The organism is Pelistega europaea, from assembly GCF_013133775.1.
Taxonomy (GTDB): domain Bacteria; phylum Pseudomonadota; class Gammaproteobacteria; order Burkholderiales; family Burkholderiaceae_B; genus Taylorella; species Taylorella europaea.
Genome location: NZ_JABGBO010000013.1, coordinates 16,004 through 42,448, shown reverse-complemented (window position 1 = coordinate 42,448; position 26,445 = coordinate 16,004). Strand labels below are relative to the sequence as shown.

Genomic DNA, 26,445 nt, shown 5'->3' with positions numbered 1-26,445 from the left:
CTGTTAGCTTATAACCATCATGACTATTTAGATAGTGCAATACGGCATCTATCTTCTGTTGAACACTATATTTTTTGCTCATATTTAACCCCCATAGTTGGTGTCCAACTTATGGGGGTCAGTTCATACGGGGATTGAGACACAGAAGGTTTTTTCACTAGCAGTAGTAAAATTACTCAGCCACAGGGGTTTGAAAAAGGATGGGTACGATTTATAATTAAAGGGAAAACAGGCAAAGTGATTGAAAAACTGTCTAAATACCCTAAACAAAAAGAAGTGTTATTTAAGTCTGGGACCCGATTTAAAGTAAAAAGCAGACAAATAATTGGTGACGTCCTAGTGATATGTCTAGTTGAAGAGTGATGAGATGGATAACGAAGAAGCATTTAAAAGCGAATTGGATATGCCTTTGGAGTACCAAGCACATCAAGCCAAGAAATGGGGCATGACCCTTGAAGAGTGGCAAGAAGATATGCGTGCTACAGAGGAGATTGTACGTCGTGATTTTGAAATGATTCGCAATCCTCCTCCGCCTGACCGTGCAGAGATAGAAGAGCTTATCCATGATTTACGCACTAAGCCTGGCTACTTTAACTTTTACAGTCGCTTGCAGGGAGACCCTAACCTAACGGTTGAGCAATACATTGCCATGCTTGAAGCGGATTTAGCTGAGTTAGAATAACCCACAGCCACTCTTTTGAGTGGTTTTTTTATCTCAAGACCATGATTGATATTTACCTAGAAATCCCGACCGAAGACTTAAACACTGTTGTTGAGAAGCTCAAGCATACTGCACCGCTTATGCAAGAGATTTCCAGTCAGAAAAAACTACCCCACCATACGGGGATTGAGACAAAAATAAACATTTTTGTTTATAATGAAACTATCTTAACAACTTAAGGATTTCTTAATGAAACAAAGTGAGTTTTTAAGATGGCTGAAAGCTCAAGGGGTAGAAACAAAAGAAGGTGCTAACCATCTTAAGCTTTACCTAAACGGCAAACAATCAGTATTACCTCGCCATCCTAGCAAAGAGATAGCAAAAGGAACTGAAATTGCCATAAAAAAGCAACTAGGTCTTAAATAAAAATCCTCTCCTGTAATTGGGGAGGTACCCTTACAACGGAGAACAATACTATGTACTATCCAGCAACCTTCGTAAAAGAAGATAATGGTTTATACAGCGTTACGTTTAGAGATATACCAGAGGCAATTACCTGCGGCGACAACTACGAAGACGCAGTTGCTATGGCACACGATGCCTTAATCACTGCATTAGATTTTTACTTCGAAGATCGCCGTACAGTGCCACTTCCAAGCAAAGCTAAAAAAGGCGATGTCTTAGTGGAATTACCTGCCAGCGTTTATGCCAAGGTTCTTTTGCTAAATGAGATGATTAAACAAAATATCTCAAACGTTGAGTTGGCTAAACGTATTCATGTTAAACCGCAAGAAGTGCAACGCATAACCAATCTCGAGCACTCTACCAAGATTGATACGATAGCAAAATCACTTGCAGCGCTAGGCAAACACTTAATGCTATCAGTTGTCTGATCACATAATTACCGACCTCCTTGCGGTCTTTCAAAAAAATCCCTGCTCATCAAAGGCAGGGATTTGTCAATAAAAAACTTAAAAACTAAGAAATGAAATTTAAGTTGGATAACTTTTTATCTCCACTTGCTGTCGCTAGTTTTATTTTTTCTTGTAAAGCTAGGCATTTTTCTTCGAGCTTTTTAATACTATTTGATGTTCTGATATTACGCTTATTTGCTTTTCGCAAGCTATCGCCTAACTGTTTGATTAGCTTATCTGTTCGAGTAAAAGTAGTTGTAAAACCACTCTGTAGGGTTGATCCAATTGCTAATCTGATAAGTAACTTTTTGCCGTTTGATTTTCCTACATTTTGATTTATACTGAACGTTCAAGCAAGAGAGATTTCACATGGATTTAGCGGAAAAAATCACGACAAGCATCGCGGCGATAGTGATAGCAGTACCTACAGTTGCCTTTGCTTATTATTTCTTTAGCTTTCTATGGCCTTTTATTACCAGTGGAGGCACATTTACAACGCTGATACTCTTTTGCTTATCTACCGTAGTATTCTCATTCATCGTGTTTGCGGCTAGCATTCTGCTAGCCCTACCACTAACAATCCTCGGGTATATTGTTGGTTTTTTCATTTTGATTGGGCAGTATCTCTGTCATCAAAAAAAAACGTCAGGAAAAACTACCCCACCATACGGGGTGAGACTTAGCTGCTGAGGGCAAGATTGACCCGCTTATCGGTCAGGAAAAATTACCCCACCGCATGAGTGTTGAGACCAAAGGTAGTCAATCTTTCACAGAAAGTTAGTGAGCTAACTCTTAGTCTTTTAATTATTTTTTAACCTTATGAATAGTATCCACTCTGGTGGCAGGTATGCCAGATGCCCAACGGATTGTAGTATTGCTAGATATGTTATATCCTTTAAAAGTGGTTAATCTATGAAAGGTGAGAAATGCTTGCTCGCTTAAAACTATCCATTATTTATGAGTGGCCTGCTATTAGTTTTATAGTAGCCGTTGGATTTGTGGCTCATTTAATTGCACCTATCCATGATGATTTACTGGTGTGGGTGTTGATTAATTTGTTACTTCTTACCATCATTACTCCTGCGCTTTATATATTGTGGTACTTGCGTATTGGTAGACCTTTAGTTTTTTTGTGGATATTTCCTTTTTATCTGCTGTACTATCTGATTACATCCCCTGATGAAAGGGAGTCTATATAAAATCTCTTGTAGGGCGGTTCTGCTATATCTCGGTTTAAACTGACGATTAATTTATTGCAGCCAAATACTGAGCCAGAAAGGACTACCCTGCCATACGAGGATTGAGCCTTAAAAGATTTTACTGGGATTGAATGCCTGAAAGTATATGGGGGAACACTCAAATGATGGGTGGGACTCGAACCCACAAACATATCCAGACAAGACCAAAAGAACAGTTCCCTATTTGCTCATTTAGATTTAACGCCTGACTGCTTAGCCACCTTGTTAAAGCCCCTACATCATTTGAGTTGGGATGTAGTGTATACGGAAATTGCGTTATGGTCAAAATAGAGCTAGAAAAAACTACCCCACCATACGGGGACTGAAATTTTTCACGTATTGTTCTAGACTATAGGCGGAGTCTGGTGGGCGGGTGTGACCCGGCGTTTGTGACTCGTTTGCAAAGGTCTCGTTCACTCATGAGGCACTAGACTCTTCATTACTCCCCCTCCTGCCTTTGACAGCACAGGGTGAAATTAGCAAAGCTATCCCTCTAACCTATTCCTTATATTGTGCAAGAGTTGGCTGAAATTCTTAGAATTCTAAGTTTTTAGCTAGAGTGCTACCTTATCTGTGATGATAGAGTGTAGGTTTCCAGAAAGTGTAAAATTTACAGTTTTCTTGGTTAGGAAAATCACCTTATCATCGAGAATTGAGGGTGGTGTATAATGAAAGTGTACGCAGGAGGCAGCTATGTTTGACACTTACTATACCCCCGAAGAATTAGAAAGAAAGCGCAGGCGTGATGCTATTCTTAAAAAGGATATGGCTGATATGACTGATGCTGACTGGGATGAGTTTGTTCGTATGGTAAAAGCAGATGAGGATGATAAGCGCTTGAAGAAACGTGTTTTGTTGGGGTTTATCATTGCCATTGGACTCGCTGCAGCTTATCCCTTACAGGCTCTTATTGTATTCCCTGTTTTTTTAGCAATTTTCTTTGTTGTATTCATACTGGTTTTCTTCAGTATTTTCTAACTGATTGTTTTCAAGGATATTCTCCATGACCTAAATTCCCCTCTTGGTTTGAGACGCTCAATACCAAGGTGGGGAATATAGCTAATGCTAATGCAGAAACATTGTAGGGCGAACCCGTGGCTACCCCTGATAACAGGTAAGTATTAAGTCACTGTTAGTTGTCTAACCTTTAATGGCAAGATTAGGCGCATTTATTTCAATACACAATTAGCAATCAACTTATCAAATTGTCGAACATCAATTCCTTTTAATAATTCTATTTTGATATGGCCAGCACGTGTCCATAGTTCGACTTCTGCGGTGAAGTCAAGAAAGCCACCTGCGTTTTCAGTGGACCACATATTGATGTTTGCATAGGGTAATGAATATATTTCTACTTTTTTGCCACGAATTCCCTGTACGTCTCTGACAATTAGGCGACGGTCAGTAAAAATTGCACTATCGCGTACTGTTTTATAGGCCTTTAGTGCAACCTCCCCCTCGACCAATAAATCAGTTACGTCATCAGGAATAGCAACTTCTTCGTGAAATACCCATGTAAGCATAGGACTTAATTCTGCTGTCATAACACCTCCTACAACCCCAACTCTTGCCAAATACTATCCACTTTTGCTTTAACGCTATCATCCATCACAATAGGTCGTCCCCATTCACGAGTGGTTTCACCAGGCCATTTGTTGGTGGCATCCATGCCCATTTTTCCTCCTAATCCAGAAATAGGGGAAGCGAAGTCAAGATAATCAATGGGGGTATTTTCCACCAAGACGGTATCCCGCACAGGATCCATGCGTGTAGTCATCGCCCAGACGACTTCTTTCCAATCACGGATATTAATGTCGTCATCTACGACCACGATAAATTTGGTATACATGAATTGGCGTAGGATACTCCATACTCCAAACATCACGCGTTTGGCGTGTCCTGCGTATTGTTTTTTAATCGATACCACCGCAAGACGATAGCTACATCCCTCGGGAGGTAAGTAGAAATCCACAATTTCCGGGAGTTGCTTGCGCAGTAATGGGACAAACACCTCATTCAGTGCTACCCCTAACACAGCAGGCTCATCAGGTGGTTTGCCTGTATAGGTACTGTGGTAGATAGGATTCTTACGCATGGTAATGCGTTCTACTGTGAATACAGGAAACCAATCTTGCTCGTTGTAATACCCAGTATGGTCGCCATAAGGTCCTTCTAAAGCCATTTCATAGCCAGTATCGCGTGGTTCAGGAGCACCCTCAGGCACTGTAGGAGCAATAGCATCAGGGTGATTGGCAGGTAGAATATGTCCCTCTAGCACAATCTCTGCGGAAGCGGGCACGGATAATTCATTGCCAATAGATTTCACCAATTCAGTACGAGAGCCACGTAATAAGCCTGCGAATTGGTATTCAGATAAGCTATCAGGGACGGGAGTCACAGCACCAAGAATGGTTGCAGGGTCTGCCCCCAAAGCGACAGAAATAGGAAAAGGTTTACCGGGGTTGGCAAGTGTATGGTCTCTAAAATCCAATGCCCCACCACGGTGGGAAAGCCAACGCATAATGAGTTTATTTTTGCCAATCAACTGTTGGCGGTAAATGCCTAGATTCTGACGTTTTGCATTAGGACCTTTGGTAATTACCAACCCCCAGGTTACTAAGGGTGCTATATCACCTGGCCAGCATTTTTGGATAGGGAGCCTATTCAAATCAACTTGCTCACCCTCTAACACAATCTCTTGGCAAGGGGCTGTACGCACCATCTTGGGTTGCATATCCCACAAGGCAGATTTCAGCATAGAGACTTTACCAAAGGCATCTTTAAGATTACGAGGAGGCTCGGGTTCTTTAAGACTAGCGAGTAATTCACCTACATCTTTTAAGGCTGAAATATCTTCTGCACCCATACCCCAAGCGACACGATTAGGTGTCCCAAAAAGATTGGTTAGCACAGGCATATCGCTACGTTGCCCATTGTGTTGAACATTGGTAAACAGTAATGCTGGACCCTCTTTGCGAAGAACTCGATTGCTAATTTCTGTCATTTCTAAATGAGTAGAAATAGGCAATTCAACCTTTTTAAAATCATTCTTTTTTTCGAGTTGGGTAATAAAATCGCGCAGGTCTTTGTATTTCATGCCGTCGCTCCAGATAAATAAAGAATAAATTGTACCTGTTTTAATATCAGAATAATGGCGTAGCGGAGATAAAGTGATTTGTTTACCTCAGCTACGCCGTTATTAATCAATAAGAATATGTCTTATAAAAGAACGTTCTGTTTTTTTAATGTGAGTAGAGGTCTTATAAAAGAACGTTCTGTTTTTTAAGGTGAGTAGAAGTCTTATAAAAGAACATTAGGTTCTTAATGTAGGTAGAAACTTCTCTAGCCGTGCAATAGCTTCAACAAGTCTATCCATTGCTGTTGCGTAGGAAATACGTGCCATTTTATGTGCCCATGCTGGTCCGAAGTCGACACCAGGGGTCATGGCAATACCTACTTCCTTAAGTAAAAGCTGGCAAAAGGCGACACTATCATTACTGTAATGTGTCACATCAATGTAGATGTAAAATGCCCCATCAGGTTTAACAGGAACGGGTAAATTTAAACGGGGTAATTCTTTGAGTAAGTAATCTCGACGCTCTTTAAAGGCTTGTTTGCGTTGCTCGTATAAAGCCATGGCTTCATCGCTAAAGCAGGCAATCGCGGCATGTTGAGCGAGTGTAGGGGCACAAATATTTAAGCTAGATGTTAGTTTTTCGATATGGGGTACAAAATATTTAGGGGCGATAATCCATCCTAGACGCCAGCCAGTCATATTAAAGAATTTAGAAAAGCTATTGATGACAATAATATCTTTATCATAAACCAGACCTGATTGTACATCTCCCTCGTAATGTAATCCTAAATAAATTTCATCGAGGATAACAAATCCATTTTTTGATTTAACAAAAGCGAGAATTTTTTGCAATTCTTCTGCAGGAATTGAAGTGCCTGTAGGATTGCTAGGTGATGCAATTAAAATGCCACGAGTATGCTCACCCCAATGTGCTGCAATTTTATCAGCGCTGAGTTGAAAATTTTCTTCAGGTGAACTAGTAATCAAGCGTGTTGTAGCACCTGCACAGAGGATAAAATTAAAGTTTGCAGGATAATAGGGGTCTGGCATAAGCACCTCATCCCCTGGATTTAGCAAACTAAGACAAGCTAATGATAATGCACCTGAACCACCAGTAGTCACAATTACCTGATCGTAGGAAATGTGGGTACCAAAATTCTTATTGTAGTATTCAGCAATTTCCATGCGTAGCGGTGTTAATCCCAACGCCGGACTATATCCACTTAAACCTGCCTCAGCAGCTTGTGCCATGGTTTTAACAACGATGGGTGGAGCGGTAAAATCAGGTTCACCAATACCTAAGCTGATGATGTCATGCCCTTGTTCACGTAATGCTTGGGCTTGTTTCGTAATTTCGACAGCTTGAAATGTCACTGCCTTACTGATGCGAGAAGCTGCTGTTAACATAATAAACGTGGTAAGTAAAAGATAGAATTTTCTAATTGTAGACTGTCAATATGGTCATGTCATATATTATTCTTAAAATAATTGAAAAACTTTAAAATATATTAAGAATACACATAAAAAACATCGTTACTTGGTTATATGGACTGGGTATAGTAGCCCTTATGGATAACTGACAAGCACAAAAAAGTTTTCTTCTTAAACAGTGATTTTGGATGGTTAACGAATTGGAATATTGTGCAAATCGTATATTACTACCCAATAAAAGCGTTGAATTTATAGGTTGACTTTTGACTTACCAACGGTGTCAAGGGTTCTGTAGTTTATCGTAAAATAGCTGTATTGATGATGCTAGAATAGCAATCTTCTTTGGCAGCATTAACTTACTGTATGTGGATTATTTCAAGACATGGATCGCCGTTCTTTTTTTAATTTTGGACGCTCAGGGGTATTACCACAAACACCTTGGGATGCTTTTTGTCATCGTGTGCAGCGTGTTGTACGAGGACGTTTTCAGGATATTTCCTTATCTCATTATTCAACTAAAGCTGCCGAGATTGTGATTGAGCGATTGGAGGATATTCAACACCTTTATGTTTGTTGCCAAGAGTATGGGGTCGTAATGGCTTTGTCGGGTTTAACCATGGCAGAGCAGATGCATTCGCGTCATGTATTGATTATTCGTTTTTCTTCTCAATTAAATCAACTAGAGCCCATGGGGGACTATGCATGCCTTGTACAGCCAAGTGTATTGGTAGGTGATTTATACCAGCAAGGATACCAACAATTTGCCCGCGTTCCCAAGCATTGGACTATTGCCCAGTGGTTTGCCAGTCCTTTGTATCATGATTGTCGCCCCTATCATAGTTTTTTATCTGGTGTTGAGCGGATTAGTGTGCTTTTTGCTGATGGCTCTCAAGCAGTATTAGGGGGATTTGGGGTCAATGACCGTTCCGCCTTATCGGTTCCAATTTTGAATCGATGTATTCCTAATTTGTTTGAGTTATTACGAGAAGATTTGGTTGAGCAACAATTAGCGATGTCTTACTGGCCTTATGCCTATCGTATTGATGCATTGAAAAAGCATTTTGTAGATATTAATTTAGCAAGAGTATTTCAAGGGCATCAAGGTAAGTTGGCATGGATTCAGCAATGGGTGATTCGTAAAATTCCGGAGGATGTATTGCTATTCCCTGGTGATAAGGGGGGACGCTCGGTTGTACAGTCAGGGATTATTGATAATACAGACATTCAAGAGCAATACGCCATAGAACAAAGCGTTGTACGGGTGAATCAACGAGTCAAAGATCTTTTTGATGCCGAAGGGGTATTTCTCAATGATGATGAGGTTATAAATGATGATGAGGGGATGAATGATGGAGAGTGTGGTGTAGAAATATACGAGTGATGTATAGAGATGCATAGAAAGAGGCTTTCAGGTAGAGGTTATCTAAAAAGAATTTTTGTTCATCGACTATACACGTATTATCAGATAATCGGGTATGATTAAGGCATCTATTAAGTCTAACTGAGTTAGGGATTGAGTATGAAAGAAACATTACGTCAAGCCGCTTTGGAATATCACAAAGCAGGTCGTCCAGGCAAAATTACTGTGATGCCAACCAAGCAATTATCCAATCAACGGGATCTTGCCTTGGCTTATTCTCCAGGGGTGGCTGCTGCCTGTGAAGAAATTGTGGCAGATCCAGCCAATGCTGTGCAATACACTGGTAGAGGGAATTTGGTTGGTGTGATTACCAATGGTTCTGCTGTATTGGGATTAGGGAACATTGGTGCATTAGCTTCTAAGCCAGTGATGGAAGGTAAGGCTGTTCTATTTAAAAAATTTGCTGGTATTGATGTTTTTGATATTGAAATCAATGAAAGTGATCCGGAAAAACTTGTGCAGATTATTGCTGGTTTAGAGCCAACCTTTGGTGGTATTAATTTGGAGGACATCAAGGCACCAGAGTGTTTTTATGTCGAGCGAGAGTTGCGTAAACGCATGAATATTCCAGTTTTCCATGATGATCAACATGGTACGGCGATTTGTGTGACTTCAGCTTTTATTAATGGGTTGTCTGTTGTCGGCAAAGAAATTGACAAGGTTAAGGTTGTTGTGTCAGGAGCAGGAGCGGCCGCTTTGGCTTGTCTGGATTTAATGGTTGATATGGGACTGCCTATTGAAAATATTTGGGTGACAGATATTGAAGGGGTAGTATATAAGGGACGTACTACTTTGATGGATCCAGATAAAGAGCGTTTTGCTCAAGAGACTGACAAGCGTACGTTAGCAGATGTTATTCCGGATGCAGATGTTTTCCTTGGTTTGTCAGCGGGTAATGTCTTAAAACCAGAAATGGTCAAACAGATGGCTAATACCCCACTGATTCTCGCTTTAGCTAACCCTAATCCTGAAATTCTTCCTGAAGATGCAATGGCGGTACGTGATGATGTTGTTATGGCAACGGGTCGTTCTGATTACCCTAACCAGGTGAATAATGTCTTATGCTTCCCTTATATTTTCCGTGGGGCCTTGGATGTTGGAGCAACGACAATCACACGTAATATGGAAAAGGCTGCTGTTCTTGCAATTTGTGCTTTGGCCAAAGAAGAGCAAAATGAGGTGGTAGCAGCAGCCTATGGTACTATCGGTTTGTCCTTTGGTTCAGAATACTTTATTCCTAAGCCATTTGATCCCCGTTTAATTGTACGGATTGCCCCAGCTGTTGCTAAAGCGGCGATGGAAGAGGGAGTGGCGACACGTCCTATTGATGATTTAGAAGCCTATGCCGAGCAATTACAGCAATTTGTCTACCATTCTGGTTCATTTATGAAACCATTATTCTCCATGGCGAGACGTTTTAGAAAAGAGGGTGGAAAATCGCGAATTGTCTTTACTGAGGGAGAAGATGAGCGTGTGCTACGTGCAGTGCAGGTGCTTATTGATGAAAAGGTATGTACCCCTATTTTGGTAGGTCGTCCAGCGGTGCTACGTACACGTATTCAACGTTATGGCCTGCGTTTTGATTTAGACAAAGATGTAGAGGTATGTGATAGTGAGCATGATGAACGCTTTAATCGCTATTGGACAACATACTGGGAAATGATGCGTCGTCGTGGTGTGACTAAAGAATATGCACGGTTAGAGTTGCGACGTCGCACTACACTGATTGGTGCGTTGATGGTGCATTTTGGTGAAGCAGACGGTATGATTTGTGGCACGATTGGTCGTTATACTAATCATTTAGAGCTAATTGATCAGGTCATTGGTAAAGCGCCAGGTGTAAGCACCTATGCTGCAATGAATATTATTTTGACTGCAGAGTCGATGATTGCTGTTGCTGATACTCATGTCAATGCTCAACCCAATGCTCAAGAATTAGCTGATATTGCTATCATGGCTGCACAGGAAATGCGCCACTTGCGCTTGGATCCCAAGGTTGCCTTGGTTAGTAGTTCTAATTATGGTACGGATACCCCTGTATCCGGTCGTGTGATGCGAGAGGCTCTAGAGATGGTGCGAGAGCGTGATCCTTCGTTAGAGATTGACGGGGAGATGCATGTGGATACGGCATTAGATGAAACTTTGCGTGCCAAGATGATGCCAGACAGTCCGCTAAAAGGGGCGGCTAACTTACTTATCTGCCCCAATGTTGATGCGAGCAATATCGCGTATAACTTGCTAAAAGTGAGTGCGGGCAGTAATGTGGCGATTGGTCCTTTCTTATTGGGTATCAATGCTCCAATCCATATTCTTACCCCTAGCTCTACTGTCCGCCGTATTGTCAATATGGCAGCATTAGCCGTGGTGGATGCAAATACGCGCAAAGAATAAGAATACAGTTTTATCTTTAATTTATCCATGCCCTTGTTGTTTGTTCAGCAAGGGCTTTTGAAATATTAAGAACAGTATTATGAGGATATTTTCTTTTTGAAAACATTTTCTTTGTGTTTTAGCATCGTAAGTGTGGTATGAAAAGCAATAAAATCGTTGAATTATGGGTTTGATACATTTTTTCTCTTGACGAAAAATCCAACTCAATATAAATTCTCTGTCAATTTGCATTATCAGATGGTAGTTATTGTTATGAGCAAGAAAATAAATATTGAACAAGAGCTGTCACAAGGGGGAGAGTTACCCAAGGCGTTACTCTCTCGCGAAGAGGAGGTGATGGATCAGGCACGAGCTTTAGGTCTGGCTGTATTTGTTGCAGACTGTTCTAAAGCACGCAATTTATCTGCTTTATTGCGTGCTTTTGCTAAGGCGGTAGATTATCCTGTCTTCTTTGGCAAGGATATGGATGCTTTATTGGACTGTCTTAATGAAACAATGGAAGACCAGCGAGTGGGATATCTGGTGTGGATTAAGGAGCTTCATTCAGGTGATCCTAGCCTTACAGAAGACGCTTATGGTGTTCTGGAAGTACTTAAAGAAGCACAGTCTCATGCTGCAGATAAGAAGAAAATTCTGTCTTATATTGTGGAGCATGTGGGTAAGCATAGCGCTCCAGATTTAGGTCGTCCTCCTAGCTCATATGTGGATATGGGTGAGTAAAATATTAGACTCGATTGTCAGTATCTGGATAATCGAGTCTTTTTAATGAAATGTAATCATCTGCCATTTTTTTAATAAAATATTCATCATGAGAGGTGATTAAAAGTGGTAACTGTAGTTCTTTAAGTAGTTGCATAAGTTTATCGCGATTTCTACTATCTAAACCATTGGTTGGTTCATCAAGTAATAGCACATCTGGTTTCATAGCTAGTGCTCCAGCGATTGCTGTAAAATTCTGTTCACCTCCCGATAGAGTATTAACACTACGGTTTTGTAGTGTTGCTATTCCCAGACGAGCAAGTTGTTCATGGGCTATTTGGTAAGCCTGCTCTTTAGCTAATCCTTGGTTTAGTGGTCCAAATGCTACATCATCTAACACAGTAGGGCCAAACAGTTGTTCTGACGCGTTTTGGAAACAAATTCCCACTTTACTACCACGCAATGTGACAAAATCCTGTTCTTTTTTGTAGGGATTACCAAACCAATAAATTGAACCAGTTGTGATGGGGACAAAGCCTAATAGACTAAGTAATAACGTGGTTTTTCCAGATCCGATTTCTCCTCGTAGGCATAAACACTGTTGTTCATCTAGAGTGAAAGATAGTTGGTGAATAACCGGATGTTGATGGTAATGGATAGAAAGTTGTCGAACGTCTAGAACTGTCATATTGTAATTGACTCAATTAAAGTTTAAATCCCCTAGCCTTCAGTGCAATCTGGCTTTTTTCTATTTTATCCAAGGCATGGATAAGAAGTAAGGCTATTTTCTGAGAAAAAACAGATAAAGTGCGTTTATTACAGGAGGCTTGAAACCCCCGGGCTTTCATCGCTCTATCCATGGCATGATTAAGCTCACTTAATACCACAATATAGCGTATAGTAAGAATAAACAAGCGTTTTAGTTTGAGAGGAATAGGAAGTCGAAGAATACCTTGTAATAACAACAATTCATTGACATTAAATAATAGTATCCATAGGGAAAATAATAGTAGATTCATACGCAGAACGATGATTTTAGCGAGTGCGAATCCTACATCATAAAATTGCACGCCATACGCAGTGATATGCCAGCTAAGCATCGCAAAAATGGCTAAGTAGAATAATGTGAATTTACCCCATCTTTTTGCATAACTCTTTACAGACTTATGGTTAGATTTAAGCAAACCGATAAATACCAGCGTAGCAATAATATTAAGCCAGCATAACCAGGGTATATATGTTATGAAACTTATTCCGAATCCCCATAAGGTTGCGTAGATAAGACGATAATGGACTTGATAAAGACTATTTAACTTCATGAAAAATTTGTGGGCGCATTTTTGCTAAAGCTAACAAAATACCGATACTAATTAATGGATCAATAATGAATACGGGGATATGAGAGATGAGCAAAAGCCAAATCAAATCGAGATAGGTTTTCCCTCCCTCCATGCTTAAAAAAATAGCAGCTATAAGTGCGGATCCAGCTACTCCGATAATACCAGCGAGAGTACCTATGATAATCAGAGAATAACGGGTTTGCTGCCGTTGAATATAGGGGGTCAGCAAAATATGTACCACTATAGCAGGTAGTGCCATAATACATAAATTGACCCCTAGAACTGAAAAACCTCCGAAAGCAAATAGCAATAACTGCAAAATTAAAGCAATTAAAAAGGCTGGGAATACTGACCATCCCAGAAATAGACCTGCTATACCATTGAGTATGAGATGTACACTACTAATCCCTACAGGGATATGAATAGTACTAGCAACAAAAAAACTTGCTGAAAATAGGGCGACAAAAGGTAATTTGGCATTATCCATTTTGCGTAGCCCCACAGTAATACCCATGATAGCCACAGCATAACCGATAACAAGAGTACTTGGGCTTAAAACACCTTCAGATAAGTGCATAACGAAATCTCTGCTAAAGCATAATGATTTTATTTGTTGATACGAGTAGAGGATTTATTTAAACGACGTGCTTGCCATAAAGCCCATAATCCTACAATCCCCAGAATATAACCTACACCACCTAAAATATCGCGAATAAACATTTTATCGCGCAACTGAGCAATATCTTCGCGAACAAGTGCCAATCCTGTGCTTGAATTACTGTCTGGAGTTATTTTATCAGCAATGGTGGATGCTCTATGGCCTTCCTCTCCTTCAACAATGACTTCCACTATATGTCCATCAGTAAGAGTATAAGAGAACTTTCCTTGTTGATCTGTTTTGCCTTCAATGACTGGTTTGTCCTGGTGATTCTTAATAATTTCCAGGTAGGTTTCTGCGGCAGGAGTCATATCAGAGTAGTAAGCTTTGCCTGTCACCGTATTACCATCATATTGGGCAAAGATATGCAAACTATGAGCATATATACTAGAAGAGAAGAGTGAAGCAATGACAAAGATAAAGTAGCGCAACATTATTTCACAGTAAAGGTTAATAGATATTCAATGCTTTTTTTATCATAATTGGGAGATGTCGATTTTTCTTCAAAACCAGCCCATATGCGATTTTCACCCAATTTTACTTGATTAAATAAGGCGACACCCTTGTCATCGCTTAGTTGAGCAGGCATATCTTCTGAGACAGAAACTTTAGCCCCTGATATGGGTTTTCCGTCATGTAATACTAGTACTTGTAAAGGTTCACCTACTTTAGGTTGGGTAAGAGGTATGATTTCATAAGCCTGCTGATGTGGCTTAAAAGCCTGCTCATTCCATTTCAAAATCGCTTTACCGTACTTTATAGGATTGGTACTGCTTACGGCGCTGGGTTCTTGTTGTTTAGTCTTTTCTACATATTTACCGTTAGGAAGTTTAGACCAAATACCGTTATTGAATTCTACAAAAATTATATTGGCATCATTAACAGTAAAATACGCTTCTCCTTTGGAAAAAAACACATTAACCGATTTTAATTCACCTCCTTGATTGAGGTATTGTACTTTTTTGAGTTTATTCTCAGGGTAGCTCTCTGTGGTTTCATGTCCAAACTTCACCACATATTGATTTTGTTGAGAAGGAACACTCTCTACCCAAATGTTGTGGGCAGAAGCTAGGGTTGCTGTACTTAATAATCCCAGAGCAAGAAGATATTTTTTCATCAGTGATGGCACTCCATAACATGAACAGTTTAATTTGATGAGTCCAATAGCGAACAATAAACGTTTATCTAAATAAGTAATTCTTATATGTCAAGTTTTTATAAAGTTGAAAAAACAGCAAATATACGAAATTTACTTGTGTAGAAATGTACGTAAAAAGCTGTTTTTTGTCAAAAAATCCCCTTTTAAGGAGATGCCTTAGATGACAAAATTTTAGGCTTTGCAATTAACGCACTAAAAATAGTCATTTTTTGCACCAAAAATAACATTTCTCAAAAAGTTTGCACCGTTAAAAATAATTCCTGAAATGACTTGGTGCATTGAGCAAACAAGTTTGCGTTATGGAACATTTTTACCATAGAATGATTCCCGTTATGTCATGTTGGTTTTTTAAAAAATGACATATAAATCAAATGGTTATGAATAATCTAGGAGAAAGTTGTGAAAAAGCTATCTTGGTTAAAAACACTTGTTTGTAGTGCATTAATTTCGACATCACTGTCTGCTGTTGCAGCAGAAGATACTATTAAAGTGGGTGTTTTACATTCATTGTCAGGGAGTATGGCAATTTCAGAGTCTGCATTAAAAGATACTGTTTTAATGTTAATTGATGAACAGAATAAAAAAGGGGGATTATTAGGTAAAAAACTTGAACCTGTAGTTGTAGACCCAGCTTCTAACTGGCCTCTTTTTGCGGAAAAAGCTCGTGAATTGTTAGCCAAAGATAAGGTAGCAGTAACTTTTGGTTGTTGGACTTCAGTATCTCGTAAATCAGTGTTACCTGTTTATGAAGAGTTAAATGGGCTACTGTTCTACCCTGTGCAATGGGAAGGTCAAGAGTCTTCCAAAAACATTTTCTATACAGGTGCCACTCCAAACCAACAAGCAATTCCAGCAGTAGATTATCTATTGAAACAAGGGATTCAACGGTTTGCTCTGTTAGGTACAGATTATGTATATCCTCGTACTACTAATAAGTTATTAGAAGCTTATCTCCTTTCCAAGGGAATTAAGAAAGAAGACATTATGGTGAATTACACGCCATTTAGTTTCTCTGACTGGCAGTCTATTGTGGCTGATGTGAAAAAATTCGCAGGAGAGGGTAAGAAAACTGCTATTGTTTCTACTATCAATGGTGATGCCAACGTACCTTTTTACAAAGAGTTAGCTAACCAAAATGTCACTCCAGAACAATTGCCTGTGATTGCTTTCTCTGTTGGTGAGCAAGAGTTGCAAGGGGTGGATACTAAACCGCTTGTTGGGCATTTGGCTGCATGGAACTATTTCCAAAGTGTAGATACTCCAGAAAACCAAAAATTCATCGCAGACTGGAAAGCCTTTAAGAAAGATGATAAGGCGGTGACTAATGACCCAATGGAAGCAACTTATATTGGCTTTAATATGTGGGTAAAAGCAGTTGAAAAGGCAGGTACAACAGAGCCTAACAAAGTTGAAAAAGCTATTATTGGTGTAGAAGTACCAAATCTTAGCGGTGGTGTAGCAAAAATGCTTCCTAGCCATGATATTTCTAAACCTGTGTTAATTGGCGAAATCCAAGATGATGGTCAGTTTGCGATTGTAGAGCAAACAGGTTTGGTAGATGGTGAGGCATGGTCTCCTTATCTACCAGAGTCTAAGAATTTAATTGCAGATTGGACAGACCCGATTAATTGTGGTGCTTACGATAAAGTGGCTAAAAAATGCACTAGCCAAAAATAATTATTAAATAAAAACTCCCATCTACTTATTTGTTGATATATTAGGTAGATGGGATTCCTGCCAACGCATTTGAGGGAAGCATGATGGCAAGTTCCAGTTCTTATTCTGCTTTTCGTAGTTTTTTTCTTTTTGTTTTGGTCTCATTGTGGCTGATAACGATAGGCTTAGCAAAAGCAGATACTATTTCTGAGTCCGACACAAGCTTGACTCAACAAGTTTCTATTCTTCGTGGTAATAATTTTGCTCAGAAAAAACAAGCGGTAGAAAAAATCGCTAATATACAAGATGAAAAAGCACATGATATTTTGCTAGCGTTACTAGATGGTCGTTTATTTGTAGATGAGCAGGACTATTATGTGCGTAGTGCAAGTGAAAGCAATCTATACCAGCAAGTACTTCAACCACAACAGCTTAATAAATTACCCTCGCAAGCGAAAAAGGTGGTCATCAATAATAGTATTCGCTCATGGTTACGTAATTATCAGGCACAGTATCAGTTGACGCATGGAAGTAAAAACCAACGTATAGCAGCCATGCAGCAAATCTTAAGAACTAATGATGTGACACAAATTGATAATGTAAAAAAAGCCCTAACCCAAGAAAAGGATAAGTCCATCCAAGAGTTGATGCATTTGTTTGTTGCTCGTGTTGATCTTAGACAAGATGATAGCAGCCGTCATAGTGCTGCAATTGCAGTGCTAGCGCAAAGTACACTTCCTGAAGATTTAAGTTTATTGCAAGATTATGCACAAAAAGCACCTACAGAAAACTTACAAGATCAGGCGAATCAAGCGATTAGTAGCATTAAGAATAAATTATTGTTTATTGATGGTGTACAAACTTTAAGTTACGGTTTGAGTTTGGGATCTATTCTGATTCTCACAGCTATTGGTTTAGCCATTACTTTCGGTGTGATGGGTGTCATTAATATGGCACATGGAGAGCTGATGATGTTAGGAGCTTATACCACTTATGTGATTCAACAGCTCATGCCCAATGATATTACTGCATCATTATTTGTATCATTGCCAGTTGCTTTCTTAGTGAGTGCTTTTGTAGGCATTTTGATTGAGTCTTTAATTGTGCGTCATTTATATGGACGACCTTTGGAAACTTTGTTAGCTACATTTGGTGTTAGTTTAATTCTCCAACAAGCCGTAAGGACGATTTTTTCTCCTCTCAATCGTCTTGTGCAAACACCAGAGTTTATGCGAGGCGAATGGGTGATTATGCCTAATCTTTCCATTACCCTCAATCGTGTTTATATTTTTGTCTTCTGTTTAGTGTGTTTTTTTGCATTGCTACAAATTATGAAAAGAACGCGTATTGGTTTAGAAGTCAGCGCTATTTCCCAAAACAGAGCCATGGCAAAAGCGATGGGAATTAATGATAGAAAAGTTGATATGCTTACTTTTGGACTAGGTTCAGGTGTGGCAGGATTAGCTGGGGTTGCCTTATCGCAATTAACTAATGTAGGACCTAACTTGGGTCAACAATATATTGTCGATTCTTTTATGGTAGTAGTGACTGGTGGGGTCGGTAATCTATGGGGTACTTTCTTTTCTGGTTTGGGACTAGGAATTATTAATAAATTTATGGAACCTGCATTTGGTGCAGTGCTTGCCAAAGCATTAGTCTTGGTTCTTATCGTACTCTTTATCCAGAAATATTCACGTGGTTTATTCCCACAAAAAGGCAGGGCAGTAGAATGAGTAACTCCATTATCCTTAAGTTTTTTAAAGGCGAACCCCTACTAGGCAAAATTACGCTGGCCTTTATCATCGCCCTGTTGATTTTAGTACCTATAGGAAATCTATTTATCCCTGTATCTAGTAGTTTACATGTTTCTACTTACACAGTGACTTTATTGGGTAAATATTTAGCCTATGCTTTATTGGCTTTATCTATTGATTTGTGCTGGGGATATTTAGGTATTTTAAGTTTGGGTCATGGAGCATTTTTTGCTTTAGGTGGTTATGCTATGGGTATGTATCTCACTCGTGAAATTGGGGCAAGAGGTAGCTATGGCAATAGCCAATTACCTGATTTTATGGTGTTCCTCAATTGGGATCACCTTCCGTGGTTTTGGCAAGGTAGTGATACAGTAGCGTGGCTACTATTTATGCCATTGCTTGTGCCTGGTTTGCTAGCTCTAGTCTTTGGTTGGTTATGCTTCCGTTCACGAGTATCGGGAGTCTACCTTTCAATCATTACTCAGGCAGTAACTTTTGCACTATCACTTGCTTTTTATCGTAATGAAATGGGTTTTGGTGGTAATAACGGTTTGACTGATTTCAAGGATATTTTAGGCTTTTCTTTGCAAGCTGATAGTACCAGAGTAACCCTATTTGTTTTAAGTGGTATTACGGTGTTAGCAACTTATGTTTTCTTGCGCAGCATTCTATATTCACGTCTTGGTAAGTTAGTCGTTGCAGTAAGAGATGCTGAGATGAGAACACGGTTTGTAGGATTTAAAGTTGAGCATATTAAACTCATCATATTTGTGCTTTCAGCGATGATTGCAGGGGTGGCTGGTGCTTTATATGTCCCACAAGTTGGTATTATTAATCCAAGTGAATTTGATCCTATTAACTCGATTGAAATTATTATCTGGGTAGCATTGGGTGGTCGTGCTACTTTATATGGGGCTGTTATTGGTGCTTTTGTGGTGAACTATGCTAAGAGCGTGTTAACAGTGGCATTCCCAGATATTTGGTTGTTTATGTTAGGAGCCTTGTTTATCGTTGTGACGATTTTCTTGAAACAAGGATTGGCTGGTTTAATTCAGTCACGTAAAAACAACAATGCTCAGGGAGAAATGGCATGAGACTGGATAAAAATATGCGCAAATTATTTCATCCTCATCAAGCTAATGAGCAAAAGTTTGCAAATCAAAATATCCCCAAGGACGTGATTTTGTACCTAGATGCTATTTCAGTAAGCTTTGATGGGTTTAAAGCAATCAATAACCTAAGTCTCTATATTGATAAAGGTGAGTTGCGCTGTATTATCGGCCCCAATGGTGCCGGTAAAACCACTATGATGGATATTATTACTGGTAAAACACGTCCTGATGAAGGTTCTGCATACCTAGGGCAGTTTACTAATTTACTGGAAATGACGGAGGCAGAAATTGCTTGTGCAGGTATAGGGCGTAAGTTTCAAAAACCGACGGTATTTGAGTCGTTGACAGTTTATGATAATTTATCGCTGGCAATTTATGGGAGCAAAAGCATTTTTGCCACCTATTTTGGTTCAACTCGCCGATTGAATTCCGAACAAAATGATTTTTTAGACAATGTGTTAAATATTATTGGACTGACACATACCAGAAATTTATTGGCAGGGGTGTTGTCACATGGACAAAAGCAATGGTTAGAAATTGGGATGCTTTTGATGCAGCGTCCACAGTTATTATTAATTGATGAACCTGTTACTGGTATGACGCATGGTGAAATTGAACGTACTGCAGAGCTATTGACTAGTCTAGCTGGAGAGCAGGCTATTGTGGTAGTAGAACATGATATGGGTTTTGTCCGTCAAATTGCACGTAAAGTCACCGTATTGCATCAAGGGTCGGTACTTGCCGAGGGTAGTTTGAGTGAAGTACAAAACAATCAACAAGTCATTGATGTGTATTTAGGTGCAGGGCATTAAGGAGGGGAAATGCTAGTTGTCGAAAATTTAAATCAATTCTATGGGCAAAGTCATATTTTGCACAATATTAGTTTTACTGTGCCAGATAAGGAGTGTACCTGCATTATTGGGCGTAATGGCGTGGGTAAGACGACGTTGTTGAAGTCTATTATGGGACAAGTAGCTATTAAAGCGGATAAATTGACCTATAACAATCAGGACTTGTTATCCATGAGAGCAGAGCAACGTGCTTATGCCGGTATTGCTTATGTTCCTCAAGGACGACAAATATTTCCCTTGTTAACAGTAGAAGAAAATCTGAAGACAGGACTTCCCGTGCATAATGTACGAGAAAAAACAAGTACAAATAAAATTCCTGATTTTATTTATGAATTATTTCCTGTGCTATTTGAGATGCGTCGTCGTCGAGGCGGGGATTTATCCGGAGGGCAGCAACAGCAATTAGCGATTGGACGAGCTCTGGTTATGAACCCTAGCCTATTAATCTTGGACGAGCCTACCGAGGGGATTCAGCCTAATATCGTGGACGATATTACACGTGTGATTCGTCAACTCAATAAAGAATGGGGATTGACTGTACTTATCGTAGAGCAGAAACTGCATCTTATCCATGCACTAGCAGACCATTTTGTGTTAATTGAGCGTGGTAGTTGTGTTGCTAAAGGTTTAGGCAAAGAACTCAGCGAGGATTTAATCAATAAATATTTAAGTGTCTGAATAAAGGTAATTGTTTTGATTATGGACAACTTTCAACGCTTGTTTAGGTGTATAGTTTGGTTTTGTAAATAGGGTAAACGGTGCCTGCGCCTATATGGGCAAGTGTTATTACCGATTGTTGTCATGCAGTGAAGTGGTTATTACCAAGTTATGTAGAAAGGATTAAAAATGCACTTAACATCACGAGAACAAGAAAAGCTGATGCTTTTTTTAGCTGGAGAGCTGGCAGCTAAGCGCAAAGCAAGAGGGCTCAAACTCAATTATCCAGAAGCCATTGCCTATATCGCTAGTCACCTACAAGAGGCAGCTAGGGATGGTATGTCTGTGGCTCAAGTCATGCAATATGGTGCTACTCTACTTAGCAGTGACGATGTGATGGAGGGGGTAGCGGAGATGGTGCATGAGGTGCAGATTGAAGCTACATTCCCTGATGGCACCAAATTGGTTACTGTACACAACCCTATCCGAGGCTAGGAGAAGTCGATGATTCCTGGAGAATATCAACTCGCTCAAGGCGATGTAATTCTTAATGCTCACAGAAAAACTGTCTTACTTGATGTGGTAAATGCAGGGGATAGACCTATTCAAGTGGGTTCTCATTATCATTTCTATGAAACCAATGAGGCGTTGCAATTTGACCGCTCATTGGCTTATGGTATGCGTCTTAATGTTCCTTCTGGCAATGCTGTGCGTTTTGAGCCTGGTGAGGCTAAAACAGTAGAACTAGTAGCCTATTCGGGTAAACGTGTGATTTATGGCTTTCACAATCAGGTAAATGGTAGTTTAGAGGAGAAATAAATGAGTTTAACTATTTCTCGACAACAATATGTGGCAACTTATGGACCTACAGTAGGGGATAAGGTTCGCTTGGGTGATACAAATTTGTGGGCGACGGTAGAGCAGGATTTGCTTAGCAAAGGCGATGAGTGCAAGTTCGGTGGTGGTAAAAGCGTGCGTGATGGAATGGCACAATCTAGCACTGCCACACGAGAGAATCCTAATGTTTTGGATCTAGCGATTACCAACGTTATGATTATTGATGCTAAATTAGGCATTGTCAAAGCAGACATTGGTATTCGTGACGGGCGTATCGTAGGTATTGGGCAGGCAGGAAACCCTGATACGATGGCAGACGTGACACCCAATATGATTATTGGTGCTAGCACTGAAGTGCATAATGGTGCACATCTTATTGCCACAGCAGGCGGTATTGATACACATATCCATTTTATTTGTCCTCAACAAATTCAACATGCGATTGAAAATGGTATCACCACTATGATTGGTGGTGGTACAGGCCCTGCTGATGGAACGCATGCGACAACTTGTACTCCTGGAGCATGGAATATTGAAAGAATGTTAAAAGCTGCAGAAGCGTTTCCTGTGAACCTGGGTTTTTTTGGTAAAGGTAACTGTGCTACTTTAGAACCTTTACGCGAGCAAATTCTGGCTGGGGCATTAGGATTAAAAATCCATGAAGACTGGGGGGCGACACCTGCAGTTATTGATGCATCTTTACGGGTTGCTGATGAGATGGATGTTCAAGTAGCTATTCACACTGATACGTTGAATGAGAGTGGTTTTCTTGAAGACACTATACGTGCGATTGATGGTAGAGTGATTCATACCTTTCATACAGAGGGAGCAGGAGGGGGGCATGCTCCTGATATTATCAAGGCAGCTATGTATCCTAATGTGCTTCCTGCTTCAACAAATCCCACACGTCCTTTCACAGTCAATACAATAGACGAGCATTTAGATATGCTGATGGTATGCCATCACTTAGATAAGCGTGTGCCAGAAGATGTAGCCTTTGCAGATAGCCGTATCCGTCCTGAGACGATTGCAGCGGAGGATATCTTGCATGACATGGGTGTTTTCTCAATTATGAGTTCTGACTCTCAGGCAATGGGAAGAGTGGGCGAAGTTGTGACTAGAACATGGCAAACGGCAGATAAGATGAAAGCTCAACGTGGAGCTTTGCCAGAAGACCCAAGTTCTGATAACTTACGCATCAAACGCTATATTGCTAAATATACGATTAATCCTGCAATTGCACATGGTATCAGTGATTATGTGGGCTCATTAGAGGTGGGTAAGCTAGCAGATATTGTGTTATGGAAACCAGCTTTTTTCGGTGTAAAACCTGAATGCGTAATTAAAAAAGGATTTATTAATTACGCTAAGATGGGGGATCCCAATGCTTCTATTCCTACACCACAGCCTGTTTTTTATCGACCAATGTTTGGAGCTTTTGCTGGTGCTAATGCAGATAGTGCGGTGTTGTTTGTTTCGCAAGCAAGTGTTGATAATCATATCCGTGAGAAATTAGGCTTATCTAAAGAAACACTAGCAGTTAAAGGTTGTCGTACTATTGGCAAAAAAGATTTAGTACATAATAATGCAACACCAGTAATTACTGTTGATCCTGAGCGTTATGAAGTTAGGGTCGATGGTGAACATATCACTTGTGAACCCGCAGATAAATTACCCTTGGCACAACGTTATTTCTTATTCTAGGAGAGGGGATGGAGCAGTTACCTATTATTGAGCATATTGTGGGCAAGCTAGCTGACTTGCAAAAAACAGGAGTGGTTGGCACCAAAACAATAGACTACGTATCTTTGCAATGGTTTGAGTGTGATCGTAATATTCTTCGCAAGCAAAGTCATGCTGGGCGTGAAGTAGCCTTTCGTTTGCTTAAAGAGGGGCAACGACTATCGCATGATGATGTGGTATTTATTGGGGAGGACTGTGTACTTGTAGTCGAAATTCTCCCTTCACAAGTTATTGTTCTATCCCCTAAGACTCTGCCTGAAATGGCACGTGCTTGTTATGAGATAGGAAATAAGCATTCCCCCCTATTTTTGGATGGTAATGAAGTGCTACTACCTTATGATAAGCCTATGTTTGAATGGTTAGAGGCTGCAGGCTTTTATCCTCACGTTGAACAACGCCGTTTAAGTTACGCACTTAGAGCTAACTCGGCTCCCGGTCATGGTGTAGGGCATAGTCACGGACATGGAGAGCATTCACATGGGTATGTTGATCATGTACATACGCACACAGCGCACTCACATGCATCTCACCAGGATGTTAAGAATGAAAATTTCCACTCTCATGATGGTGGTCGTACGTGGCATGCACATGATTAGTTTGGTGAGTGAGTAAATTCGTCAAATACCATTTAAATAAGCAGGGGATAAAATGCAATTATTATTCTCGCAACTTGGTGGTTTGCTGCATCTGGTTGATCCTACCTTACCTATTGGTGGGTTTAATCATTCCAATGGTTTGGAGACTTTTGTGCAACAGGCTAAAGTCAAAGATAAATCTAGTTTGGAACAGTATATTGAGACACAACTCTTGCAAAATTGGATTTATAACGATGGAGCCTATTTGTCATTGGCTTATGATGCTACGCAACAGCAGGACTTGGCACAGTTAGTAACCTTGGATAATGAGTTAGCTGCTAGTAAAATCGCTAGAGAAAGCCGAGAAGGGAGTTTTAAACTTGGGAGTCGATTATTAAAGATTTTTATCCGTTATGAGCAGCAACACCTTCTCATCCAATTCCAACAAGCCATGCAACAACAGCAATGTAAAGGTTTTTATCCTATTGTTTTTGCTATTGTGGCAGCGACAATGGGACTAGATAAGCGAGCAACACTTTATGCGTTTTACTACAATGCGATTGTGGGTGCTGTGACAAATGGAGTGAAATTAATTCCATTAAGCCAGATGGATGGGCAAGATATTTTGGTAGCGATGAAACCATTGATTGAGAGAGCCGTTTTTTTGAGCGAAACTCCTGATGTTGAGTGGCTAGGAGCAGCTACCGTGTTAAATGATATTCGTTCTATGCAGCATGAGCAACTTTATAGCCGACTATATATGTCATGATGTTAAGAGAGAAACTCAGGATGCTTTGATAATTCTTGGCTAACCAGCCTTTTGTATGAGATTTTAGTAGTAAGGAAAAAGATGCGTAACTATATAAAAATTGGTGTAGCAGGTCCTGTAGGATCAGGAAAAACTGCGTTAATTGAACGTTTGACCCGTGAAATGGCTGATAAATATAGCATTGTAGTCATTACCAATGATATTTATACCAAGGAAGATGCTGAGTTTTTGACGAAGAACAGTTTATTACCGCCAGAGCGTATTATGGGTGTAGAGACTGGAGGTTGCCCTCATACAGCGATTCGTGAAGATGCCTCTATGAATCTAGAGGCTGTTGATGAAATGGTGGCACGGTTTCCAGATGCAGAAATCGTTTTTATTGAGTCAGGTGGGGACAATTTATCTGCTACTTTTAGCCCTGATTTGGCAGATGTGACAATTTTTGTTATTGATGTGGCACAAGGGGAAAAAATTCCTCGTAAGGGCGGTCCTGGTATTACACGTTCTGATTTATTGGTGATTAATAAAATTGACCTCGCTCCTTATGTTGGTGCTAATTTATCAGTGATGGAACAAGATGCACGCCGTATGCGTCAAGGACAGCCGTTTATTTTTACCAATTTGATGACTAAACATAATCTTGATGGTGTGATTGGTTGGATTGAGAAATATGCTTTACTTCGCACAAATGAAGAGCCAATTGGGTTGGTGCGATAAATGCAAAGTAGGCTGATACTCTCTACACAATATACTTCATCTGGATGTACGCAGCTTAAAGATTGTTTTGTCTCACCACCTTTTAAATTGATGACGTTGCCCGGTCAGGGTAAGCGATTAGAGGCAATTCAAATGAGTTCGTCTCCTGGATTATTGGCAGGTGACCATTTAACAATGGAGTTGCATTTAGCAGCACAGACGGATTTGCATTTAACTACACAGGCTTTTACACGCGTACAGTCTATGCATGAGGGGCAATTCGCTGAGCAACATAATCGGTTTTATTTACAAAAAAATAGTTGCTTATGCTATTTGCCCCATCCCTTGGTTTTGCATAAGGATAGTGCTTTAAAGCAAACAACTTATGTGGAAATGGAAGAAGGGAGCCGTTTCATTTATGGAGAAACTGTTGCAATTGGGCGCGTGCTAAATGGTGAAGTGTTTGCGTTTCGTCAATTTTCTTCTTATCTACGTATTATGCATCAGAGTATTCCTTTGCTATCTGATCGTATTCAATGGATTCCTGAGCGTTCATCACTAAATGCGTTAAGTCAGATGGAAAATTTCTCACATCAAGGGACTTTTGTGTATATGGACTTGGCAGCGACACCATCGTCGTTGAAAGACAAAGTGGAACAATTACAAGCTCGCTTTGCCGAAGAGGAGTCTTGTGTGTTGGGAGTGTCTTTATTAGATAAAGGTGGGTTCCTGGTACGAGCTGTAGCGTATCGTGCTGATACGATTGAAAAAATCTTTCAGCAATTAGGAGTAGAGCTATACCAATAGC

28 protein-coding genes and 1 pseudogene are annotated in these 26,445 nt (G+C 40.1%); 21 read left to right on the top strand and 8 right to left on the bottom strand.

Annotation, left to right across the window (positions count from 1 at the left end; genetic code table 11):
- Window positions 1–159 precede the first annotated feature (159 nt).
- The 6 genes and pseudogenes from HKX40_RS10920 to HKX40_RS10370 all read left to right on the top strand — a co-directional run.
- Window positions 160–363, top strand: a pseudogene (locus tag HKX40_RS10920) (ADP-ribosyltransferase); the annotation flags it as partial.
- Window positions 364–367: 4 nt separating this feature from the next.
- Window positions 368–682, top strand: a complete 315-nt coding sequence (locus tag HKX40_RS10390) for a hypothetical protein (protein ID WP_171589514.1) — start codon at window positions 368–370, stop codon at window positions 680–682.
- A gap of 228 nt (window positions 683–910) precedes the next feature.
- Complete coding sequence (locus tag HKX40_RS10385; protein WP_171589513.1) at window positions 911–1,087, top strand: type II toxin-antitoxin system HicA family toxin; 177 nt, start codon at window positions 911–913, stop codon at window positions 1,085–1,087.
- A gap of 50 nt (window positions 1,088–1,137) precedes the next feature.
- Complete coding sequence (locus HKX40_RS10380) at window positions 1,138–1,554, top strand: type II toxin-antitoxin system HicB family antitoxin (protein ID WP_171589512.1); 417 nt, start codon at window positions 1,138–1,140, stop codon at window positions 1,552–1,554.
- Window positions 1,555–2,501: 947 nt separating this feature from the next.
- Window positions 2,502–2,774 (top strand): hypothetical protein, encoded by a 273-nt coding sequence (locus HKX40_RS10375; RefSeq protein ID WP_171589511.1) that lies wholly within the window; start codon window positions 2,502–2,504, stop codon window positions 2,772–2,774.
- A gap of 732 nt (window positions 2,775–3,506) precedes the next feature.
- On the top strand, window positions 3,507–3,791 hold the full coding sequence (locus HKX40_RS10370) for a hypothetical protein (protein WP_171589510.1): 285 nt from the start codon (window positions 3,507–3,509) through the stop codon (window positions 3,789–3,791).
- Between the two features lie 191 nt (window positions 3,792–3,982).
- On the opposite strand, the gene HKX40_RS10365 is transcribed toward HKX40_RS10370, so the two are convergent.
- The 3 genes from HKX40_RS10365 to HKX40_RS10355 all read right to left on the bottom strand — a co-directional run bounded on the left by HKX40_RS10365 (window position 3,983) and on the right by HKX40_RS10355 (window position 7,296).
- Window positions 3,983–4,357, bottom strand: coding sequence for a PH domain-containing protein (locus HKX40_RS10365; protein WP_216605236.1), 375 nt, complete (start codon window positions 4,355–4,357; stop codon window positions 3,983–3,985).
- A gap of 8 nt (window positions 4,358–4,365) precedes the next feature.
- Complete coding sequence (gene ubiD, locus HKX40_RS10360; RefSeq protein ID WP_171589509.1) at window positions 4,366–5,910, bottom strand: 4-hydroxy-3-polyprenylbenzoate decarboxylase; 1,545 nt, start codon at window positions 5,908–5,910, stop codon at window positions 4,366–4,368.
- A 216-nt stretch (window positions 5,911–6,126) separates the two neighbouring features.
- The gene (locus HKX40_RS10355) at window positions 6,127–7,296 is read right to left on the bottom strand and encodes a pyridoxal phosphate-dependent aminotransferase (RefSeq protein ID WP_171589508.1); all 1,170 of its coding nucleotides are present in this window, start codon (window positions 7,294–7,296) and stop codon (window positions 6,127–6,129) included.
- A 406-nt stretch (window positions 7,297–7,702) separates the two neighbouring features.
- Here HKX40_RS10355 and HKX40_RS10350 point away from each other — a divergent pair, with 406 nt between their 5' ends.
- The 3 genes from HKX40_RS10350 (at window position 7,703) to HKX40_RS10340 (ending at window position 11,851) form a co-directional block, all read left to right on the top strand.
- Window positions 7,703–8,701: a hypothetical protein gene (locus tag HKX40_RS10350; RefSeq protein WP_171589507.1), complete on the top strand. Its 999-nt coding sequence runs from the start codon at window positions 7,703–7,705 to the stop codon at window positions 8,699–8,701.
- A gap of 138 nt (window positions 8,702–8,839) precedes the next feature.
- On the top strand, window positions 8,840–11,131 hold the full coding sequence (locus HKX40_RS10345; protein WP_171589506.1) for an NADP-dependent malic enzyme: 2,292 nt from the start codon (window positions 8,840–8,842) through the stop codon (window positions 11,129–11,131).
- Between the two features lie 252 nt (window positions 11,132–11,383).
- Window positions 11,384–11,851 (top strand): barstar family protein, encoded by a 468-nt coding sequence (locus HKX40_RS10340; protein ID WP_171589505.1) that lies wholly within the window; start codon window positions 11,384–11,386, stop codon window positions 11,849–11,851.
- A gap of 4 nt (window positions 11,852–11,855) precedes the next feature.
- Here the strand turns inward: HKX40_RS10340 and HKX40_RS10335 are convergent, their stop codons facing one another.
- The 5 genes from HKX40_RS10335 to HKX40_RS10315 are packed head-to-tail and all read right to left on the bottom strand — an operon-like array spanning window position 11,856 to window position 14,945.
- A complete protein-coding gene (locus HKX40_RS10335; protein WP_171589504.1) occupies window positions 11,856–12,518 on the bottom strand; it encodes an energy-coupling factor ABC transporter ATP-binding protein in 663 nt (220 codons plus the stop codon).
- 16 nt (window positions 12,519–12,534) lie between these two features.
- Window positions 12,535–13,149 carry a CbiQ family ECF transporter T component gene (locus tag HKX40_RS10330; protein ID WP_171589503.1) on the bottom strand — a complete coding sequence of 205 codons (615 nt, stop codon included), beginning with the start codon at window positions 13,147–13,149 and terminating at the stop codon, window positions 12,535–12,537.
- Window positions 13,136–13,747: a cobalt transporter CbiM gene (gene cbiM, locus HKX40_RS10325; RefSeq protein WP_171589502.1), complete on the bottom strand. Its 612-nt coding sequence runs from the start codon at window positions 13,745–13,747 to the stop codon at window positions 13,136–13,138. Before cbiM ends, HKX40_RS10330 begins: the two co-directional genes overlap by 14 nt.
- A 29-nt stretch (window positions 13,748–13,776) precedes the next feature.
- Window positions 13,777–14,262 carry a carboxypeptidase regulatory-like domain-containing protein gene (locus HKX40_RS10320; protein WP_171589501.1) on the bottom strand — a complete coding sequence of 162 codons (486 nt, stop codon included), beginning with the start codon at window positions 14,260–14,262 and terminating at the stop codon, window positions 13,777–13,779.
- A complete protein-coding gene (locus HKX40_RS10315) occupies window positions 14,262–14,945 on the bottom strand; it encodes a DUF4198 domain-containing protein (protein ID WP_171589500.1) in 684 nt (227 codons plus the stop codon). The genes HKX40_RS10320 and HKX40_RS10315 overlap by 1 nt, the downstream gene beginning before the upstream one ends.
- A 441-nt stretch (window positions 14,946–15,386) precedes the next feature.
- Between HKX40_RS10315 and urtA the strand changes: the two genes are divergently transcribed.
- The 12 genes from urtA to HKX40_RS10255 all read left to right on the top strand — a co-directional run bounded on the left by urtA (window position 15,387) and on the right by HKX40_RS10255 (window position 26,444).
- Window positions 15,387–16,664, top strand: a complete 1,278-nt coding sequence (urtA, locus tag HKX40_RS10310; RefSeq protein ID WP_171589499.1) for an urea ABC transporter substrate-binding protein — start codon at window positions 15,387–15,389, stop codon at window positions 16,662–16,664.
- An 80-nt stretch (window positions 16,665–16,744) separates the two neighbouring features.
- On the top strand, window positions 16,745–18,376 hold the full coding sequence (urtB, locus tag HKX40_RS10305; protein ID WP_171589498.1) for an urea ABC transporter permease subunit UrtB: 1,632 nt from the start codon (window positions 16,745–16,747) through the stop codon (window positions 18,374–18,376).
- Window positions 18,373–19,491: an urea ABC transporter permease subunit UrtC gene (urtC, locus tag HKX40_RS10300; RefSeq protein ID WP_171589497.1), complete on the top strand. Its 1,119-nt coding sequence runs from the start codon at window positions 18,373–18,375 to the stop codon at window positions 19,489–19,491. Before urtB ends, urtC begins: the two co-directional genes overlap by 4 nt.
- Complete coding sequence (gene urtD / locus HKX40_RS10295) at window positions 19,488–20,321, top strand: urea ABC transporter ATP-binding protein UrtD (protein ID WP_216605235.1); 834 nt, start codon at window positions 19,488–19,490, stop codon at window positions 20,319–20,321. The genes urtC and urtD overlap by 4 nt, the downstream gene beginning before the upstream one ends.
- 9 nt (window positions 20,322–20,330) lie before the next feature.
- Window positions 20,331–21,038 (top strand): urea ABC transporter ATP-binding subunit UrtE, encoded by a 708-nt coding sequence (urtE, locus tag HKX40_RS10290; RefSeq protein WP_171589496.1) that lies wholly within the window; start codon window positions 20,331–20,333, stop codon window positions 21,036–21,038.
- Between the two features lie 168 nt (window positions 21,039–21,206).
- Entirely contained in the window at window positions 21,207–21,512 is a 306-nt protein-coding gene (gene ureA / locus HKX40_RS10285) for an urease subunit gamma (protein ID WP_171589495.1), read from the top strand.
- A 9-nt stretch (window positions 21,513–21,521) separates the two neighbouring features.
- Entirely contained in the window at window positions 21,522–21,836 is a 315-nt protein-coding gene (ureB, locus tag HKX40_RS10765) for an urease subunit beta (protein WP_171589494.1), read from the top strand.
- On the top strand, window positions 21,837–23,558 hold the full coding sequence (gene ureC, locus HKX40_RS10275) for an urease subunit alpha (protein ID WP_171589493.1): 1,722 nt from the start codon (window positions 21,837–21,839) through the stop codon (window positions 23,556–23,558).
- Between the two features lie 8 nt (window positions 23,559–23,566).
- A complete protein-coding gene (gene ureE / locus HKX40_RS10270) occupies window positions 23,567–24,193 on the top strand; it encodes an urease accessory protein UreE (protein WP_171589492.1) in 627 nt (208 codons plus the stop codon).
- Between the two features lie 52 nt (window positions 24,194–24,245).
- Window positions 24,246–24,941, top strand: a complete 696-nt coding sequence (locus HKX40_RS10265) for an urease accessory protein UreF (RefSeq protein WP_171589491.1) — start codon at window positions 24,246–24,248, stop codon at window positions 24,939–24,941.
- 81 nt (window positions 24,942–25,022) lie between these two features.
- Window positions 25,023–25,658 carry an urease accessory protein UreG gene (gene ureG / locus HKX40_RS10260; protein ID WP_171589490.1) on the top strand — a complete coding sequence of 212 codons (636 nt, stop codon included), beginning with the start codon at window positions 25,023–25,025 and terminating at the stop codon, window positions 25,656–25,658.
- Entirely contained in the window at window positions 25,659–26,444 is a 786-nt protein-coding gene (locus HKX40_RS10255) for an urease accessory protein UreD (RefSeq protein WP_171589489.1), read from the top strand.
- Window position 26,445 lies beyond the last annotated feature (1 nt).